General features: G+C 33.7%; 14 protein-coding genes and 2 tRNA genes. 7 read left to right on the top strand and 9 right to left on the bottom strand.

Annotation, left to right across the window (positions count from 1 at the left end; genetic code table 11):
• Positions 1-43 precede the first annotated feature (43 nt).
• On the bottom strand, positions 44-493 hold the full coding sequence (locus tag OXQ85_RS18860; RefSeq protein ID WP_267406476.1) for a carboxymuconolactone decarboxylase family protein: 450 nt from the start codon (positions 491-493) through the stop codon (positions 44-46).
• A gap of 112 nt (positions 494-605) precedes the next feature.
• Between OXQ85_RS18860 and OXQ85_RS18855 the strand changes: the two genes are divergently transcribed.
• On the top strand, positions 606-1,079 hold the full coding sequence (locus OXQ85_RS18855) for an Lrp/AsnC family transcriptional regulator (protein ID WP_267406475.1): 474 nt from the start codon (positions 606-608) through the stop codon (positions 1,077-1,079).
• 66 nt (positions 1,080-1,145) lie between these two features.
• Here the strand turns inward: OXQ85_RS18855 and OXQ85_RS18850 are convergent.
• The 4 genes from OXQ85_RS18850 to OXQ85_RS18835 form a co-directional block, all read right to left on the bottom strand.
• Positions 1,146-1,218 (bottom strand) — tRNA-Phe (locus OXQ85_RS18850).
• 119 nt (positions 1,219-1,337) lie between these two features.
• Positions 1,338-1,410 (bottom strand) — tRNA-Phe (locus OXQ85_RS18845).
• 96 nt (positions 1,411-1,506) lie between these two features.
• A complete protein-coding gene (locus OXQ85_RS18840) occupies positions 1,507-3,348 on the bottom strand; it encodes a lysophospholipid acyltransferase family protein (protein WP_267406474.1) in 1,842 nt (613 codons plus the stop codon).
• 22 nt (positions 3,349-3,370) lie between these two features.
• Positions 3,371-4,609, bottom strand: a complete 1,239-nt coding sequence (locus tag OXQ85_RS18835; RefSeq protein ID WP_267406473.1) for an aspartate kinase — start codon at positions 4,607-4,609, stop codon at positions 3,371-3,373.
• A 314-nt stretch (positions 4,610-4,923) separates the two neighbouring features.
• Here OXQ85_RS18835 and fbp point away from each other — a divergent pair, with 314 nt between their 5' ends.
• Positions 4,924-5,940, top strand: a complete 1,017-nt coding sequence (fbp, locus tag OXQ85_RS18830; RefSeq protein WP_267406472.1) for a class 1 fructose-bisphosphatase — start codon at positions 4,924-4,926, stop codon at positions 5,938-5,940.
• Positions 5,941-6,951, top strand: coding sequence for an o-succinylbenzoate synthase (locus tag OXQ85_RS18825; protein WP_267406471.1), 1,011 nt, complete (start codon positions 5,941-5,943; stop codon positions 6,949-6,951). It begins immediately after the preceding gene.
• A gap of 242 nt (positions 6,952-7,193) precedes the next feature.
• Here OXQ85_RS18825 and OXQ85_RS18820 read toward each other — a convergent pair whose 3' ends face one another.
• Positions 7,194-8,324 carry an alpha/beta hydrolase gene (locus OXQ85_RS18820; protein WP_267406470.1) on the bottom strand — a complete coding sequence of 377 codons (1,131 nt, stop codon included), beginning with the start codon at positions 8,322-8,324 and terminating at the stop codon, positions 7,194-7,196.
• A gap of 159 nt (positions 8,325-8,483) precedes the next feature.
• Between OXQ85_RS18820 and OXQ85_RS18815 the strand changes: the two genes are divergently transcribed.
• The 3 genes from OXQ85_RS18815 (at position 8,484) to OXQ85_RS18805 (ending at position 14,186) form a co-directional block, all read left to right on the top strand.
• Positions 8,484-10,157 (top strand): glutamine--tRNA ligase/YqeY domain fusion protein, encoded by a 1,674-nt coding sequence (locus OXQ85_RS18815; RefSeq protein ID WP_267406469.1) that lies wholly within the window; start codon positions 8,484-8,486, stop codon positions 10,155-10,157.
• Positions 10,158-10,450: 293 nt separating this feature from the next.
• Complete coding sequence (locus tag OXQ85_RS18810) at positions 10,451-11,677, top strand: MFS transporter (protein ID WP_267406468.1); 1,227 nt, start codon at positions 10,451-10,453, stop codon at positions 11,675-11,677.
• 478 nt (positions 11,678-12,155) lie between these two features.
• Positions 12,156-14,186 carry a TonB-dependent receptor gene (locus tag OXQ85_RS18805; RefSeq protein ID WP_267406467.1) on the top strand — a complete coding sequence of 677 codons (2,031 nt, stop codon included), beginning with the start codon at positions 12,156-12,158 and terminating at the stop codon, positions 14,184-14,186.
• Between the two features lie 57 nt (positions 14,187-14,243).
• On the opposite strand, the gene OXQ85_RS18800 is transcribed toward OXQ85_RS18805, so the two are convergent.
• Both OXQ85_RS18800 and OXQ85_RS18795 read right to left on the bottom strand, forming a co-directional pair.
• Entirely contained in the window at positions 14,244-15,284 is a 1,041-nt protein-coding gene (locus tag OXQ85_RS18800; protein ID WP_267406466.1) for a hypothetical protein, read from the bottom strand.
• Between the two features lie 192 nt (positions 15,285-15,476).
• Entirely contained in the window at positions 15,477-16,451 is a 975-nt protein-coding gene (locus OXQ85_RS18795; protein ID WP_267406465.1) for a YpdA family putative bacillithiol disulfide reductase, read from the bottom strand.
• Between the two features lie 183 nt (positions 16,452-16,634).
• Between OXQ85_RS18795 and OXQ85_RS18790 the strand changes: the two genes are divergently transcribed.
• Positions 16,635-17,270, top strand: a complete 636-nt coding sequence (locus OXQ85_RS18790; protein WP_267406464.1) for a hypothetical protein — start codon at positions 16,635-16,637, stop codon at positions 17,268-17,270.
• Positions 17,271-17,425: 155 nt separating this feature from the next.
• On the opposite strand, the gene OXQ85_RS18785 is transcribed toward OXQ85_RS18790, so the two are convergent.
• On the bottom strand, positions 17,426-18,769 hold the full coding sequence (locus tag OXQ85_RS18785; protein ID WP_267406463.1) for a glycosyl transferase family 1: 1,344 nt from the start codon (positions 18,767-18,769) through the stop codon (positions 17,426-17,428).
• Positions 18,770-18,837 lie beyond the last annotated feature (68 nt).

Genomic DNA, 18,837 nt, shown 5'->3' with positions numbered 1-18,837 from the left:
TTCAAAAAAATATTATTTCAATTTTTTAATTGGTTGAAATTTTTTAGAGATCCTTTAATTTTACCACAGCATTTTTCTGAAAATCTTCCGTCAGATGAAAAACTTTTCCAAGCTTTTGTGACGCATTGACAAAACTGATGAATGTACACAGTTCCACAATCTCTTTTTCGGAAAAATATTCTTTCAAAAGGCTAAAATGACCGTCTAAAATAGAGTGATGATCTTTACAGAAGAGTTCTGCGAAACTTATAGCGACAGATATTTTAATTTCAGATTCATTAAAATCTGGTCGTCCGCCTTTTACCATGCAATATTCACAACCGGCTTCAAACGCCATAGCACGGCGAATCTGTTCCAGTAAATTTTTGTTAAGCGACGAATTTTGCCAAAGTGTTTCTTCTAGATCACACCATTTCGTTAGAATTTCAGTATTGTGACCGATGATTTTTTCGAAAGGAGTATTTCCATTTTTTGATAAGCTAATTCTTGTCATTTCTTTTAATTTTATACTTCAAAAATCGAATTAATTATTATGCTGAAGAAACGGATTTTGTCTTACATTTGATTTATTAAACTTGATTTAATCTTATTTTAAATATTTTTCAATGAAAATCGTTTTAGATGCTTTTGATTACCGAATTTTAGAAATTTTAAATGATAATTCCAGGCTTAGTTATGCTGAAATTGGTCGCATGATTTCCCTTTCACAGTCTGCCACTAAAGAACGTGTGCAAAACCTTATTGATATTGGAGTGATTCGGAAATTTTCTGTGGATATTGATTATTCTAAATTAGGATATAATTTGTGTGTGATTATCAATATTAAATTTAAAAATGATGAATTCCGAAAGTTTATAGATCATCTTTCGCTTTTTCCGGAAGTGATAAGATGTAAAAGAATAACTGGCGAATATTGTTTAACAGCAGAATGTATTTTAAAAGATAGCAGTCATTTAGAAAATATTATAGATCGTTTAATTCAGTATGGTATTCCCACCACTTCGATACAGCTTTCTGAAATACAAACTGGAAACTTTTTTAAGAATTCTAAAAAATCTAATGCTTTATTTGGGGATTGATCCTAAAAATTGTCACGCTATATATATTAAAAAACAAAAAATCCATCTCAATGAGATGGATTTAAGTGGTTTCTCCAGGAATCGAACCAGGGACACATGGATTTTCAATCCATTGCTCTACCAACTGAGCTAAGAAACCTTTTGGTTTGTACTTCGTTTTGAAGTGGTGCAAAAGTAATAATAAATACTGACTCTCGCAAATTTTATTTTAAAACTTTTTTGAAGAAGAAACCACCTTTTGATGGGTGGTTTCTTTAGTGGTTTCTCCAGGAATCGAACCAGGGACACATGGATTTTCAATCCATTGCTCTACCAACTGAGCTAAGAAACCATTCTGTTACTTCGTTGTTTTAAAGTGATGCAAAAGTAGTAAGTTTTGATATATGAAGCAAGTATTAGCAGTACTTTTTTTAACAAAACTTAAAACTTATTGGTTTTCAGGTGAATTATTTTCCTGTTCCTTTCTTATCTGCTCGCTCATTTCCTCTAATACAGGCTTAATCGTGCTTTCCGGAAGGTCACTAATTCTAATATACATCAGCCCATCAATGGCATCATTGAAGTTCGGGTCTACATTAAATGCAATTACTTTCGCATTTTGCTTGATGTATTTTTTAATCAAAACAGGCAATCTCAACTCCGGTTCAAGGTCATCAATGATTTTATCTAATTTATTTAAATCAGATTCCATTTCATCAAAGAAAAGATTCTTATCCCTATCACGAAGTTTTACTTTATATTCATTTCTCGGCGTGATGTATTGAGCCACCGCAGAATCATAATAATTCGAACGCATAAACTCAATCATCAAAGATTTTGAAAATTCAGAGAATTTATTGGAGATACTTACACCTCCCATCAAAAATTTGTGATCAGGATTTCTCAAGCAAACATGCACAATCCCTCTCCATAAAAGGAAAAGCGGAAGCGGTTTCTGCTGATATTCCTGACAGATATAAGCGCGACCCATTTCAATTACTTTTTTGAAGAAAGGGTGGATATCCTGTTCAAATTCAAACAAAGAACTTGTGTAGAAGCCTTTAATTCCAAATTTTTTCATGACTTCTTTACCTAACGCCATTCTATAAGCTCCAACAAGCTTTTCTGCAGCATTATCCCAAAGGAAAAGATGATGGTAATGTTTATCGTATTCATCCAAATCAAATGGAAGATTGCTTCCTTCACCAACCGCTCGGAAAGTTAACTCTCTCTGACGGCCGATTTCCCGCATTACAGAAGGAATTTCTTCATAAGCCGTAAAGTACACCTCATAGTTTCCGTTGCTGAAAAACATCTTATCAGTTCCTCTCAGTTTATTGATATCTTTAATAATATCTTCTTTCGGAGTTTCGTCGATGATATTCTGAACAATATTTTCCTCTTTTAATAAAGGAAATTTTACCGATAAATTTTGAAGATTGATACTTTGAGCAAGCGATTTCCTTTTTTCATAGTAAGATTTCATCATATAAACCTTACGTTTCAGAAATTCGCCTAATTCTTCAACGGTTTCCATATCATCCATCGCTTTTACGGTGATAGGTCGCCCGATTCTTATACGAATTGGCTTTTCCCTATTATTCATCATTTCTGCAGGAAGCATCAATGTCTGTAAATTGGGATGAAGTTTAGCGATCTGATAAAACAGTCGACTGTTTTTTGCATGAAAATACATAGGAACCACCGGAACTTTAGCCATTCTGATAAGCTTTAAGGCCGGTTTTTCCCATTCTTTATCTAAAATTTCTCCGTAAGGATTATTTTTATTTGAAACTTCTCCAGCCGGGAAAATACCTACGCATCCTCCGTTCTGAAGATGTTTCAGCGTTTCGCGCATGCCAGAAGAGCTGCTGTACGCTTCTTTTCTGCCTTCAAAAGGATTTACAGAAATTACGTACGGTTCCATCGGTTTGATTTTTTCCAAAAGGAAATTCCCCATTACCTTGAAATCCGGACGAACTTCTGAAAGAACTTTGCACATCAAAATCCCATCAATAGCACCCAAAGGATGATTACAAACCAGAATAAACGGTCCGGTTTTAGGGATTTTTGCCAAATCTTCTTCAAAAGCGATATAGCTTAAGTTTCTCTCTCTCACAAATGAGTCGAAAAAGTCTTTACCTTCCTTATCTTTTAGTTTGTCGTATAGTTTGTTGACTTCGTTTATTTTAGCAACGCTCATAATAGCAGATGCTACAGGATTCTTAAGGAAACCTATTTTATTCAAGCCCGAAGCTTTGATAAGATCATTTTTCGAAATTAAACTCATATGTGTTTAGTCGCAATTAATTTTACTGTGTTACCATTTGAAGAGTATTCTTGGCAATTTGCTCCAACAATACGTTCTTTTCCTGATAAAATTTGTCAATGTTCTCCATTTTCGCATTTCTTACCGTAAATAAAGATACATTTTTTACAACTTCTGTTTTAAATACTTTTTGCAAATCTTCATTAAGTTCATCCACAGTTTCATATTTGTCTTCCAAACATAAAGCTAGTGAAATTGCTGAATTCTGCATCAAAGAAACTTTAATTTTATATTTAGATAAATATCCGAAAATTAAACTCATATGATCTTCCGCAATGAAAGAAAAGTCTCTCGTAGAGATTTTTAATAAGGTTTGATTTTCTTTTAAAATATAAGATTCTTCGTTTTGATTGTGGTCAGAAGCTCCCACTTTTGTTCCTTCTTTCGTAGGTTCTACGAAAGATTTTACATAAAAAGGAATATTTTTTTGCTGAAGCGGCTGCAAGGTTTTCGGGTGAATGACACTTGCTCCGTAATACGCCATTTCAATAGCTTCTTCATAAGAAATATTCGAAAGAAGCGTTACATCTTTGAATTTTCTTGGGTCACCTGTCATCACTCCCGGAACGTCTTTCCAGATTGTCATGGCTTCTGCGTTTAAGCAATATGCAAAAATTGCCGCAGAATAATCCGAACCTTCTCTTCCTAAAGTTACTGTGAAATTGTTATCATCAGAACCAATGAAACCCTGCGTAACATAGCAGATTTCTGAATTTAAAGTAGAAATAAATTCTTCTGTTTTTGCCCAGTTTACGGTTCCTTCTCTGTAAGAATTGTCTGTTTTTACGTAATCTCTCGCATCCAGCCATTGGTTGGTAAACTGAATTTCGTTCAGATATTCACTTACAATTTTTGTAGAAATCATTTCTCCACAACTTACAACCTGGTCGTAAACAAAACTGTAATTTGGAGATTTATTTCTTCTTAAAAAAGAATCAATATCATCAAAAAATAGATTGATTTCTGCAAAAACGGCATGATTTTCAGGAAATAAACCTTCCGCAATCTCAATATGTTTTCGTTTTATCTTTTCAATTTCAGTTTGGTAGTTATCTTTCTTGAAATAAAGTTCAACCACTTTTTCCAATTCATTAGTCGTTTTGCCCATTGCCGAAATTACCAGCAAACATTTAGCAAACCCTTGGCTTTTCAAAACCATGGATACATTTTTTACACTATCGGCATCTTTTACCGATGCTCCACCAAACTTGAAAATTTTCATTAAATTGTTAATAATAAAATTGTTAGATAAAATTTACATGAGTTTTTTACGGGCATCAAAATTATAAATTTACATCGAGATATGAAATAGCCTAGTATCGCGATAGGCTTAAGATTTTATTAAAATCAATGTTTACCTCCATTTTATGGGGATTGATTCAAAGTATTGGGAGTTTATTTGGAGTTAATATTTTAATTGAATGATGATTTTGTGCTTGTATTATGTTGATAAACAGGAAGTAAATTCTTTTGTGAATAATTTTTTCTAAATGTGAATAATTTTACGAAATTTGGAGAAATCGTAAAAAGAAAAATATGTCAGATCAGCCATTGCAAACGTTAGGAGAATTTCTCATCGAAAAACAGGAAGATTTTCAGTATTCCACAGGTGAATTTTCCCGTCTTCTAAGTGCAATAAGATTAGCTTCAAAAGTAGTAAACAGGGAAGTAAACAAAGCCGGAATTGTAGATATTTCGGGTGCTGCAGGAAATCAGAATATTCAGGGTGAAGAGCAGCAAAAATTAGATGTAATTGCTAACGAAATTTTTATCACGGCGCTTTCTCAAAGAGAAGTGGTATGCGGAATTGCTTCTGAGGAAAATGATGATTTTATTGACATAAAATGCGGTGAAAACGGTCATTTAAGTAAATATGTTGTACTTATTGATCCGCTTGACGGTTCTTCGAATATTGATGTGAATGTTTCAGTAGGAACTATTTTCTCGATTTACAGAAGAGTGACCGAGCCCGGAACTCCAGTTCAGCTGGAAGATTTCTTACAAAAAGGAATTAATCAGATTGCAGCGGGATATGTGGTTTACGGTTCATCAACGATGATCGTTTATACCACAGGAAATGGCGTGAACGGGTTTACGCTTGATCCGTCTTTGGGAACGTATTATCTTTCTCACCCGAATATGCAGTTTCCGAAAACGGGTAAAATTTACTCTATTAACGAAGGAAATTATATTAAATTCCCTCAGGGCGTTAAAAATTACCTTAAATATTGCCAGATGGAGGAAGGCGACAGACCTTATACTTCAAGATATATTGGTTCGTTAGTGGCTGATTTTCATAGAAATATGCTGAAAGGCGGAATTTATATTTATCCATCTTATTCACAAGCTCCAAACGGAAAATTGAGGTTATTATATGAATGTAATCCAATGGCTTTCTTAGCTGAACAGGCGGGTGGAAAAGCAACAGACGGTTTCAGAAGAATTTTGGAGATTGAACCGACAGAGCTTCATCAAAGAATACCGTTTTTCTGTGGAAGCATCAATATGGTTGAAAAGGCAGAGGAATTTATGCGAATTGATAGTGTAAAATAAATGAAAGCAGAATATTTTAGATATTTATTACAATTTAAACGCCCGAGTGGAACATCTCGCGGCGTTTTGCATGAAAAAGAAACCTTTATTCTTGAAATTTCGAAAGATGGAAAAAAAGGAGTAGGAGAGTGCGCGGTTTTCAGAGGATTAAGCTTTGATGATCGACCGGATTATGAAGAAAAGCTACAATGGCTTTGTGAAAATATTCAACAAGATGCTGAATTCTTAAAGGAAGAATTAAAGAATTTTCCATCTATCTGGTTTGGATATGAACAAGCTGTTTTGAATTTAAAGTATGGTAAACATCTTTATTTTCCAAGTGAATTTACACAAGGAGAAACTCCTATTATGATCAACGGTTTGATCTGGATGGGCGATGTTCATTATATGGAAGAACAGATTCAGGATAAACTGAAAGATGGTTTTCATTGTATTAAATTAAAAATTGGTGTCGACTGGAAATCTGAACATGAAGTTCTTCAAAAATTAAGACAGAAGTTTTCAAAAGAATTGTTGGAACTTCGAGTTGATGCAAACGGAGGTTTTACAAAAGAAGAAGCGAAAGTTGTTTTACAGCAATTGGCAGATTTAGATATTCACTCTATCGAGCAGCCGATAAAAGCCGGAAACTGGAATGATATGGCAGAATTATGTGCCGCAACTCCAACTCCGATTGCTTTGGATGAAGAATTAATAGGAATTACAGATTTTAACGAAAAGAAAAGGCTTCTTGAAGCAATAAAACCTCAATACATTATTTTAAAACCATCTTTAGTAGGAGGTTTTTCTGGTTCCGATGAATGGATTTCTCTTGCTGAAGAACAAAATATAGGTTGGTGGATTACTTCTGCGCTAGAAAGCAATATTGGCTTGAATGCTATCGCTCAGTACACTTTTACTAAGCATAGTAAAATGCCTCAAGGTCTTGGAACAGGAGGTTTATTTACGAACAACTTTGAAAGTTATCTGGATTTGAAAGGAGAAAATTTGTTTTTTAAAGGTTCAATGTAGTTTTAGGATCGAATAATTTTTTTGTGTTTTTGATTTTAAAATTCAGTTTAAATCACATCTTTAATGAAAATGGCTTTCTTTATATATTCTAAAATATAAGAAACCTTTTTTTTAATCTTCTTCATAATAAAATTTTTAGCATTTTGTCAGTCGAGTGAAAATTGGCAATCATTATGCCATTGTTCAGTGAATTTTTAACTTTAACATACCGTTCATTTCTTAAGGTTTAAATTAAAATAGCCTTAAGAAATAATTGTGAAAATATTTTCGTTATTAACGATTCTATTCGTAATAAGATTCCTATCCACACCATATAAATTCTGAAAAATATCATTCTGAACCTGCGAGCTGGAGAGGTATCCCCAATGATTTCCGATCTCGAATTTAAAAGAGTCGAGAATATCATTTTCAATAAAAGTACAATCGATAATCGAAACAATATCTTTAAACGGTTCAATATTACTTGGGCCGTTTTTACCTAATCTTGGTGTGAGAATATTCTTTGTAAACTGTGAAATTCCGAGAATTGTATCTTTTCTGTTTAAATAAATTGAAATCCTGTTGGCCAGCAGAGGAAGCTTGTTGAATGAATCTTCAGAGTCTTCAAAAACTTTATAAGTAACATCAGCATTCAATAACAAAACCTGATCAATTACTCTCAAGATATTTTCCTTTTTCAAGCTATACAGCATACTTTGAAGCACCCGATTTCCCATCGAATGCGCCATAATGTGAATTCTCTGGTTACAAGGCATTAAATCACGATTCGAAAAAATATCCTTTAAAAACTGAGTATAGAAGTAAAATAATCTCATCAGCGACGTCCCGGAATTGATACTCGATGCTTTATCATCAAAATACGTCATTGGAACGATGCTGCTTGAAGCCGGCCAGCTTACAAATAAAATATGTTCAACAGGCGATTCAGGATTATCAATAAAAATTTTCTTTAGATCGAGAATCGCTTTTAATTCATCATCAAAATCATATGCGTACCCATGAATAAATATCAAAACATCGCTTCTGTCTTTGGTAGAAGACATATTTTTGTATAATTCATAGAACATTCTCTGGCTTCCTCCGAGATTATCTGCCGTGAGTTTAGACTTTCTAATACCTTTTTCGTTTAATAAAACATCCAACACTTCTTCATAACCTTGTTTTTCAGGTTCGGAAAAAAGTTGGTAATCTAAAATATTTCGATTGGTATAATCTTTCTTTTTTTTGGCTGAGGCAGTGGGTTCTTTATAGTTTTCAAAATCACATTTTGCTATTCTGAAATTAGGAATAGAATATTCGTCATTGGAAAAAGAATCTGTTTTTTCTCCTTTGTGACGGATGATTTTTCGATTGCTTAAAATATAAACAGCCATTATTAGTTTTAATTTGAGTAACGGTTTTTAGCCTTACTAATTTAAATAAAAATATTGAACGAATATCATTTATCGACCTAAATTATCACTTTCGTAAACCCTTAAAATTTCTTAAATTTGCAAATTGTCGTAGTACACGGCATTTTAAAGCGAAATTTAATGGAAGAAGAAAAAAAATCACTCAATTTTATTGAGCAAATTATCGAAGATGATTTGGCAAACGGTCTGAAAAAAGATCAGATCCGTTTCCGTTTTCCGCCTGAACCAAACGGTTATCTGCATGTAGGTCATACAAAAGCGATCTGCATCAACTTCGGTTTGGGTGAAAAATACAATGCTCCCGTAAACCTTCGTTTCGACGATACGAATCCTGAGAAAGAAGAACAGGAATTCGTAGATTCTATCATGAAAGACGTTGAATGGTTAGGTTTCAAATGGGATAAAGTTTTGTACGCCTCCGATTACTTCCAGCAGCTTTACGATTGGGCAGTTCAGTTAATTAAAGATGGCAAAGCTTATGTAGATGAGCAGCCGTCTGAAGTGGTGACTGAGCAAAGAAAAAATCCTGCCGAGCCGGGAATTGAATCGCCATACAGAAACCGTCCTGTTGAAGAATCTTTAGATTTATTTGAAAGGATGAAAAACGGTGAGTTTGAAAGTGGTACCATGTCTCTTCGTGCAAAAATCGACATGGTTTCACCAAATATGAATATGCGTGACCCTGTTATGTACAGAATTTTAAATAAACCTCACCACAGAACAGGTACTGCGTGGAAAATTTATCCGATGTACGACTGGGCGCATGGGGAGTCTGATTATATTGAGCAGGTTTCGCATTCTTTATGTTCTTTGGAATTTGAAAACCACAGACCGCTTTATGATTGGTATTTGGATCAGGTTTATGACGAAACAAAAGTAAGAAACAAGCAAAGAGAATTTGCAAGAATGAATGTTTCTTATATGATTACTTCCAAAAGAAAACTACAAAGGCTAATTGCTGAAAATGTAGTGGATGGTTGGGATGATCCGAGAATGCCTACGATTTCCGGGATGAGAAGAAAAGGTTTTACACCAACTTCTATCAGGAATTTTATTGAGAAAGTTGGTGTTGCGAAAAGAGAAAACTTAATTGAAATTCAATTATTAGAATTCTGCGTTCGTGAAGACCTGAATAAAGTGGCAAAACGTGTCATGACAGTTGTTGATCCTATTAAATTAGTCATTGAAAACTACCCTGAAGGACAGGAAGAATGGCTGGAAACTGAAAATAATCCTGAACAGGAAAATGCAGGAACCAGAGAAATTCCGTTCTCAAGAGAATTATATATTGAGCGTGAAGACTTTAAGGAAGAAGCTAATAATAAGTTTTTTAGACTAAAGTTGGGTGGCGAAGTTCGTTTAAAATCTGCTTATATCATTAAAGGTGAAAGAGTAGAGAAGGACGAAAACGGAGAAATCACGACTATTTATGCGACTTATGATGAAAAATCTAAGTCAGGAAGTGGAACTGAAGAAAGTTTAAGAAAAGTAAAAGGTACGATTCACTGGGTGTCTGCAAAACATGCAATTCCTGTGGAAGTAAGAAATTACGATAAATTATTCACTGTAGAACAGCCTGATGCTGAGAAAGATGTAGATTTCTTAAACTTTATCAATCCAGAATCTGTGACGACAATTCAGGGATTTGCTGAACCTAGCCTAAAAGATGTGGCCGTTGGAGAACCTCTTCAATTCCAGAGAATTGGGTATTTTACTAAGGATCAGGATTCCTCGGATACAAATTTTGTGTTCAATAGAACTGTGACTTTAAAAGACTCTTATAAGCCGGAGTAAAAATTATTTATATAAAATAAATGAAACAGGGCTTAATTTTTTTAAGTCCTGTTTTTTTTTGCCTTGCTAGGAACAAAGTGGCGAGGCAATCTCAAATCAATATCTGTTAACCATGAAGTTTGTCATTCCGTAGGAATCTAAACTTATTTTGTAGAGATAATTTTTAAAATATTTGCTTGGATTTCTATGGAATGACAAATATTGAGAATTCCAGTAATTATCAAATCAAAAAGAGTCCCGAAGGGACGATTTAAAATAGGATAGGATGGAAATCCTATCAAAAAAAATAAAAAATGAAATTAATAAATATATATACCAACTCATTCAAAGGTCTTTCGCAAGAGAGTTGGATGCTCGCGTTGGTAATGCTCATCAACCGTGCGGGTTCGATGGTACTTCCGTTTTTGGGAGTTTATATGACAGATCATTTGCATTTCAGCATAGAAAATACAGGGATTGTGCTGAGCTTTTTCGGAATTGGTTCGGTTTTAGGTTCATGGCTCGGCGGAATGATTACCGATAAAATAGGTGAATATAAAGTGCAGTACCTCAGTTTATTGCTGAGTGTGCCTTTATTCTGTTTAATTCCTATTTTCAAAACTGAGGTTGGGGTGGCAAGTATTATTCTGATTCAAAGTATTATAAGTGAGACTTTTCGTCCGGCGAATTCCGTGGCGATCACGAAATATGCAAAACCTGAAAATATAACCAGAGCGTTTTCATTAAACCGTATGGCGGTGAATTTAGGATTTTCCATCGGTCCGGCTTTGGGCGGAATTTTATCGGCTATTTCTTACGAGTTTTTATTCTTCAGTAATTCTCTGGCGGCGCTGTTGGCGGGATTAATGTATATCTGGTTCTTTGCGAAAAGAAACAAATTAGCCAAAGCTAAAGCAAAAAAAGTAAAAGAAGCCATTGAAATTAAAAAAGAAAATTCGCCTTATCGCGATACTAAATTTTTAGTGTATTGTGCGTTTTGTATGCTGTTTTCTATCTGCTTTTTCCAGTTATTCAGTACGTTAACGATCTTTTATAAAGACACGGCTAAATTAAGCCAACAAAACATAGGATACATTTTAGGATACAGCGGTTTTCTTATTGTACTGCTCGAAATGGGATTCGTACAAATTGCAGAAAAATATTTCAGTTTGGCAGTTACCATGCTTCTGGGAACTTTCATCTGCGGATTCTCTTACGCAATGATGGCATTTGATCACAGCATGATCACGTTGGTTGTAGCCATGACATTATTATGTATCGGGGAAATCTGGACATTACCCTTCATGTCAACCATCACAGCTTTGCGCTCAGGTGCCAACAATAAAGGAGCCTACATGGGGCTGAACGGAATTTCATTTTCCATCGCATTTATTGTGACCCCTTATATCGGAACGCTTTTAGCCGAAAAATTTGGTTTTAATGCCTTATGGATAGGAACCGGAGTGTTAGCGACCCTAATCGCGATTGCATTTTATTTCATCGTTCCGTGGCTGATTGGTGACAAGAAAAAAGGAGAGTAATTTTTTTAGGGCGTGTCCCTCGTTTGCCCAAGCTAAACCTCATAGGTTTTTAAAAACCTATGAGGTTTCCCCCTACAAAACTCGGGTCGGGCTGCTTTGGGGTGCGCTTCGCTTCCGTACTCGTTCGTTCCTCACTCGCACCGGCTCCTTCGTCGCCGCCCGCCGCATCCCTCACGCGAAAGAACAGCCTGTTAAAATTCCAGAATATTTAAAGTTTGTTTACATTTCAAATCAGTCTTTATTTTTTGACTTAAATATTTTGTTTAAAGACATAATTGTTTGAGTGAGCAAAGAAGAAATCAACAAATTGATTTTACGAAGTTATATTTTCAAGCTTCGCGAAGCAAATTTTACTTGCCTTTGTCCTTTAAAAATAATGCATAAAGTAGAATTAATACTTTGCGTTTAAAAATAACAAAGTCATAAAAATTTTAATTCAAAAAATAAAAAGAGAATAATTTTTGCTGTAACTAATTCAATGGCAAAACTATATTTTCTATTTTCCTTGTTTTCTGTATCATTCATATTTTCTCAGGTAAGAGATTCTGCAACGCTGATCTCCGAAGTGAAAATTGATGCCTATAAAAAACCAACGACCTTTATTGCATCCACAAAATCCGTTTCCGTAGTTTCAGAAAACTTGCTGAATCAAAATACGCCCGAAAGATTATTGGAATCATTCAACCAAATTGCTGGCGCGAGAATGGAAGAGCGTTCACCGGGAAGTTATAGGATTTCCCTTCGCGGAAGCACGCTGAGATCCCCTTTTGGAGTCCGAAATGTGAAAGTCTATCTCGATGATTTTATTTTATCAGATGCTTCTGGAAATACTTATTTCAACGTTATTTCTCCTGAATTAATCAATAGAATGGAAGTTTATAAAGGTCCTGAAAGTGGCGATTATGGAGCGGTAACAGGAGGAACTGTTTTGCTTCAGACCCGAAATTCCGATCAAATTTCAGCAAATCTTTCCACAGGAAGCTACGGAATATTCAATCAAAGTTTTAATTTTTCAAAACAAATAGGAAAACACTTTGTTGAGTTTTTTCAAAATTATTATCAGACAGACTCTTATCGTGAACAATCGAAAGTGAATAGAAAACAGATTTTCCTGAAAGATAATTTTCAATATTCTCCAAAAGGTTTACTGAAAGTCATGATGCTATACTCCGATTTGGATTATCAAACTCCGGGAGGATTGACATTAGAACAAATGCAAATTGATAGAAAACAGGCAAGACCAGCGACGGCAGCACTTCCAAGCGCAAAAGAACAAAATGCTGGTATTCGCAATAAAATGATAATAGCCGGACTTTCTCATGAGTATAATTTTAATCCCAATTTTTCTCATTTTATTTTAGTTCAAGGTTCATACGTTGATTTTGAAAATCCGTTTATCACCAATTTTGAAAATCGTTTTGAGAGTAATTTTGCTTTGAGAACTCATTTCAATTATCAGAAAAATTTTAACAATATTTCCTTGGCTTACAGATTAGGTTTTGAAGGTGGAATTAATGATATTCTAGTCAAAAATTTTGATAATAATAAAGGAATAGAAGGAAATCCTCAGAACTTCGATCGGGTTAAGAATACTTCAGGATTTTATTTTCTTTCACAAAAATTAAATATTGCTGAAAATTTTTTCACAGATATTTCCATTAGTTTAAATTTCAATTCTTTTGATTGGGAAAGAACCTATCCACGAACAGAAAACGGCAATGTTCATTTTAAAAATCAATGGCTTCCGAATTTTGGCGTGACATACCTTTTTGAAAAAGGTTTTTCAATTCGAGGGAAGATCGGAAAAGGAAATTCTGCTCCAACGAATGAAGAAATCCGTTCTTCCAATCAGGAATTTAATGCAAATCTGCGCCCCGAATATGGTTGGAATAAAGAAATAGGAATCCGTAAACAGTTTGGGAATTCTATTTTTTTGGAAGGTAGTTATTTTGATTTTCGAATGAAAGATGCCATTGTAAGAAGACAAAATGAATCCGGACAGGAATATTTCATCAATTCCGGAGAGACTGTTCAAAAAGGTTTTGAAATATTATTGGAATCTAAAAATTTTAATCTTAAAAATGAAATTTTCAGCAATTTTAAATTTAGATTTTCAGGAAGTTTTTATGATTTTAAATTCAAACACTACCAACAAAATGCAAATGATTTTTCTGGAAATGAGGTTACAGGCGTTCCGAAAACAACAACTAATAGTTTACTGAATTTTACCTTTTTCAAAAAACTGTCGGTTGATTATTCACATTTTTATACTTCAAAAGCTCCATTAAATGATGCCAATTCTGTATGGTCAGATTCTAGCTTTGTTGGCAATATCCAGTTTAGATATCCTTTCGATTTAGACAATATAAGACTGAATTTATCTTTACAGATTCAAAATTTATATAATACCGATTATGTTTTAGGGTTTGATATTAATGCTTTTGGAAATCGTTTTTACAATCCTGCAGCAAAAAGAAATTTTATTTTTGGAGTAAATGTTATCTTTTAAAAAAATAAAAGAGCTATACATTGTATAACTCTCTTAGGTTTTATAATTGATATTTTCTTAGTTTGGAACTGTAGGAGCAGTTTCATTTAAGCCTAATTCTTTTATATAAATCTGAGTTTCTGCATTATAGCCATACTTAACTGTAGCTCGTTGTATTGTTTTATTTTGCTGAAGAAAAGAGGCTGGGCGATTCACATACGCATTCGCATTTTTAGTGATTACATTTCCCGGATATGATATGGGAATTCTGTACGTAACTGTTCCCTTTTGAACTTTTTGTGCTACATACACAAAGAGTTTTTTATTTGATGGTATTGTTGTGTTTACTGTTTCTGTTAAAGTGGTTGATTTATTTTTGGTAATTGTTGTAGTATTTGTAGCACTTAAAGTCGTTTCGAAGGAAGCTTCTACCGAACCTTGTACAACGGGAAGCGGAATCGAAGTACCTCCGGGAAGGGTAATGTTACTCGGAGAGGTTATGGTAACTGTCACTTTTCCGCCAACATTAAGTGATGCATTCAAAGTAATAGCATTAGCAAGTGTCATTTGATTATTATAACTTACTTGCTTACTGTAAGTTATTGGTGAAGAGCTTGAATTGTAAATAGTAGTACCACTAAATAACATTTGTGTCTCATCCAGTTCGGGTAAGAAACTTTCAATCACAGGAAGAGCAGTTTTAACATATGCTTTTGCATTATTATTGGCAGGGCGTACTAAAGTATTATTTGTCTTATAATTGTTGACAATAACTCCGTTTATTCCATTCCCAAACTGTCCTTTGTAAATATTGACAATTTTTGGTGCGGTTAAACCCAACTGTTGTAGATTAAGGGGAGTAATTTCTTCCTGGATAGTAGTAGACCCTGTGGTAGTAGCTTTGCTGGCAACGTTTACTGGTTTTATTGTGGCAATAAGTTTTAATCCGTTGTCGGCAATAAATTTCTTTTGTGCTTCTTCACTTATCGTTTTCCCAGATGTTACCGAACTTTCGGTGGAAGTAGGGGTTTTTGCTGCAGTCTCTATCTCATCCTGAGCACAAGAAGTTAAAAGACCAACTGCTAAAATAGCGTAGAGAGGTTGTTTTAAATTTTTCATATAATTTTATTTTATCAATGTTTGGTAAAATTATATGTATATATATTTATTTACTAATAATAATTTAATTATTTTTATTTCCCATTGTTTATTCTTTAAAAATTATTAAAATAAAGAATATATTTAATGATTTTTAAGATATTTAAGTTTATTATAAATAAGTTTGCTTTGGTAACTATTTGAAATACAGAATTAATACTTATTTAAATGATTTATAATATTATTAATAATAAGTTTTGCATGAATTCTAGAATTCTCAATAAACCACAGATGGGTATCTTTTCCTCCACAGACAACGCCTGCCAAGTATAAATTCTGAACATTAGTTTCCATGGTTTCTGTATTGTAAACCGGATTTAAGCAATCTCCCTGTAAATCAATTCCGGATTTTGTAAGAAAATCAAAATCGGGAAGATAGCCTGTCATCGCCAAAACAAAATCATTTTCAATCTCATGAATTTCTCCGTTTTTATCTTTAAAAATGACAGAATCTTCTTTAATCTCAATTAATTCAGCATTAAAATGAGCCTTGATACTTCCTTCCGAAATTCTGTTTTCAATATCCGGTTTTACCCAATATTTTACATTGCCGGAAATTTCCGAATGGCGAACGATCATTGTAACATCAGCACCTTTTCTATACGTTTCCAATGCCGCATCTACCGAAGAATTGCTTGATCCGATCACTACAATTTTCTGTTGAGCATAAGGATAAGGTTCGGTATAATAATGTTTTACTTTTGGTAAATTTTCGCCAGGAATATTCATTAAATTCGGAATGTCATAAAATCCTGTTGAGATAATCACATTTTTAGCGTAATATTTTCCTTTTGAAGTTGTTATTTCAAAAATGTCATTTTCCTTCAAAACTTTTTCAACCTTTTCGTAAAGATTGATGTTAATATTTCGTTGTCTTGCAATTCCCTGATAATATTCTAAAGCTTCCTGTCTTCCAGGTTTTGGAGCAGTAGAAATAAACGGAATTTCATCAATTTCCAGCTTCTCGGCGGTGGAGAAAAATCTCATATATAAAGGATAATTGTATAATGAATTAACAATCGTTCCTTTTTCAATAATTAAATAGCTAAGATTATTTTTTTTTGCTTCAAGTGCGCAATTCAAACCAATTGGCCCGCCTCCGACAATAAGAGTATCCAGAATTTCCATATGGCAAAATTACAAAAAACCAGTAAGCAAAGGAGTTTTCACTCACTGTAAAAAACTATCTTATCAATAATCAAACTCTATCTATTAAGCTAAAACTCTCAAACACTTCGACCCCTCGAAACTCTCCAACTCAAAATGTGGCATCGGATTTGGTGAAATATATCCGACAAACAGTAAATAAATATGAAAAAAATAATTGTATCTCTGTTGATCCTTAGTGTTGTAGCCTGTAAAAAGAATCCTGATAAATTCGTTGATGATAAAACAGATTCTACTTTAGTAAAAACGGATAGCGCAGCTAGCAATTCAACAATTGCCAATAAAGAAGCGGCGCTAAAACAGATCAATAGTGATGTTGTACAAAGTTTGAAAGACAAAGATTATAAAAGATTTGCCGATTTTATTCATCCGGAAAAAGGTGTTCGGTTTTCGATGTATGCGTTTGTAGATCCAAAAGAAGATAAACAACTTTCAAAAGCCGATTTTATAAAATATCAACCGACAAAAATGCTTTTTACCTGGGGAGCGATGGATGGTTCCGGAGATCCTTATAAAGCGACAATCAATGATTATCTTACCAAATGGGTTTATTCAAAAGATTTTGTGACGGGGCAGGTTTCGTTTAATGAATTTCAAGGAAAAGGAAATTCTCTGAATAATTTAAAGCAAATATATCCAAAAGCTGATTTTACAGAAAACTTCATCAAAGGTTCTGAAGCCAATCCAGAAATGGACTGGAAATGTCTTCGTTTTGTCTTCGAAGAATTTGAAGGGAAATATTATCTGGTTGCGGTGATCAATGATCAGTGGACGATTTAATAACAATTTTTTGGATACTATAAAAACACACTTCGGCAAGTTCAGTGTGACAATTCTAATACTAGTTTTTTATTTGAAAGAATAGTTCTAAAGTTGTCAGGCTGAGCCTGTCGAAGCCTTTATTTTCAAATATGAAAATGTAATTTTAAAGTCAATTAACCTAAAATTTCAGCTAATTTCTCAGTTAAATTCTTTCTTGAAAACTGCTCAATATTCTGTGTATTTTCTAAAAGGTATCCATTTTTCCAAAGCTCAAATTTTTCTAAAATAAACTCTTTTATTTTTTCAGAATCAGTATAAGAAAAATGCTTTCCTGCATTAGTTTCATCCAAAATTTTAGAAACATCTGCCTGATCCGGACCAAAGGAAATAATTTGTTTTCCTGTCGCCAAATATTCAAAAATTTTCCCAGGAATAATTCCTTTTGATGATTCATTTGGGAAGTTCGTAATTAATAAAATATCAGAGCTTTGCATCTCATTAATAGCTTTGTCATGAGATAAATATCCCAAATTGACGATGCTGTTTTTTAAACTTGAATTTTCTATTTCATGTAAAATTTTATCATCAATTCTTCCAACAAATTTTAAGTTAAAATTTTCAGCAAAATCGGTATTTGTTTTTACCAAATCATCCAATGCCTTCCAAAGGTTTTCAGGATTTCTTAATTGCTCCAAAACACCGATATAACTTAAGGTGAATTTGGGTTTGAGAGTTTGAGAGTTTGAGGGTTTTAGAGTTTGAGAAGAATGCTGTTCATTTTTCTTTATCATGCTGAGCGCAGTCGAAGCATCGGTTTCATCAAATCCGTTGGTGATGCAAATAGCATTCGCGCCGTTTTTACGGAAATTTTCTGCATCAGTATAGCTTGTCGCTAAGGTAATATCCGCAGTTTTGAAAACATCACTTTCAAGCTGGCGATGTTTTTTATCTGAACTTTTAGTGAGTTTTAAATGTTTATAATAAGAAATTTCTGTCCACGGATCACGGAAATCGGCAATCCATTTTAAATTCGGAAGTTTCTTTTTTAAATGTAAACCAATCAGATGCAAAGAATGCGGCGGCCCTGAAGTAACCACAACATCAATTTTATTTTCGGTTAAATATTGCTCTAAAAATTTTGTGGAAGGTTTTACCCAAAAAACTCTGGCATCAGGAATAAAAAAATTTCCTCTTACCCAAATCGAAAGTTTAGATTTCCAGCTTTGATTTTTGCCAACATCAAATTGCCCTGCCTTGAATTTTTTATTACTTTTATTAAGTTTTTCAGCCAGTTGATAAGGTTCCCAAATCTTAGTTTTTACAATTTCAAGATCCTTTGGAACGTCTTTCATCAAGCTTTCATCCAACAAAGGATAGCTCGGATTTTCGGGTGTGAAAATGATGGGTTTCCATCCAAATTCAGGTAAATATTTTGCAAACTTCAACCACCTTTGAACACCAGGACCTCCCGCAGGAGGCCAGTAATAGGTGATGATTAATATTTTTTTTTGTTCCATTAATTATGCATTCTGTTGTCATTCTGAATGAATCTAGGTTATTATTAAAAATATTTTGCTTAGATTCC

This window comes from Chryseobacterium sp. GM_Chr_2, from assembly GCF_026540445.1.
Taxonomy (GTDB): Bacteria; Bacteroidota; Bacteroidia; order Flavobacteriales; family Weeksellaceae; genus Chryseobacterium.
The sequence above is the reverse complement of the archived record's forward strand: the minus strand, read 5'-3'. Positions and strand labels throughout refer to the sequence as shown.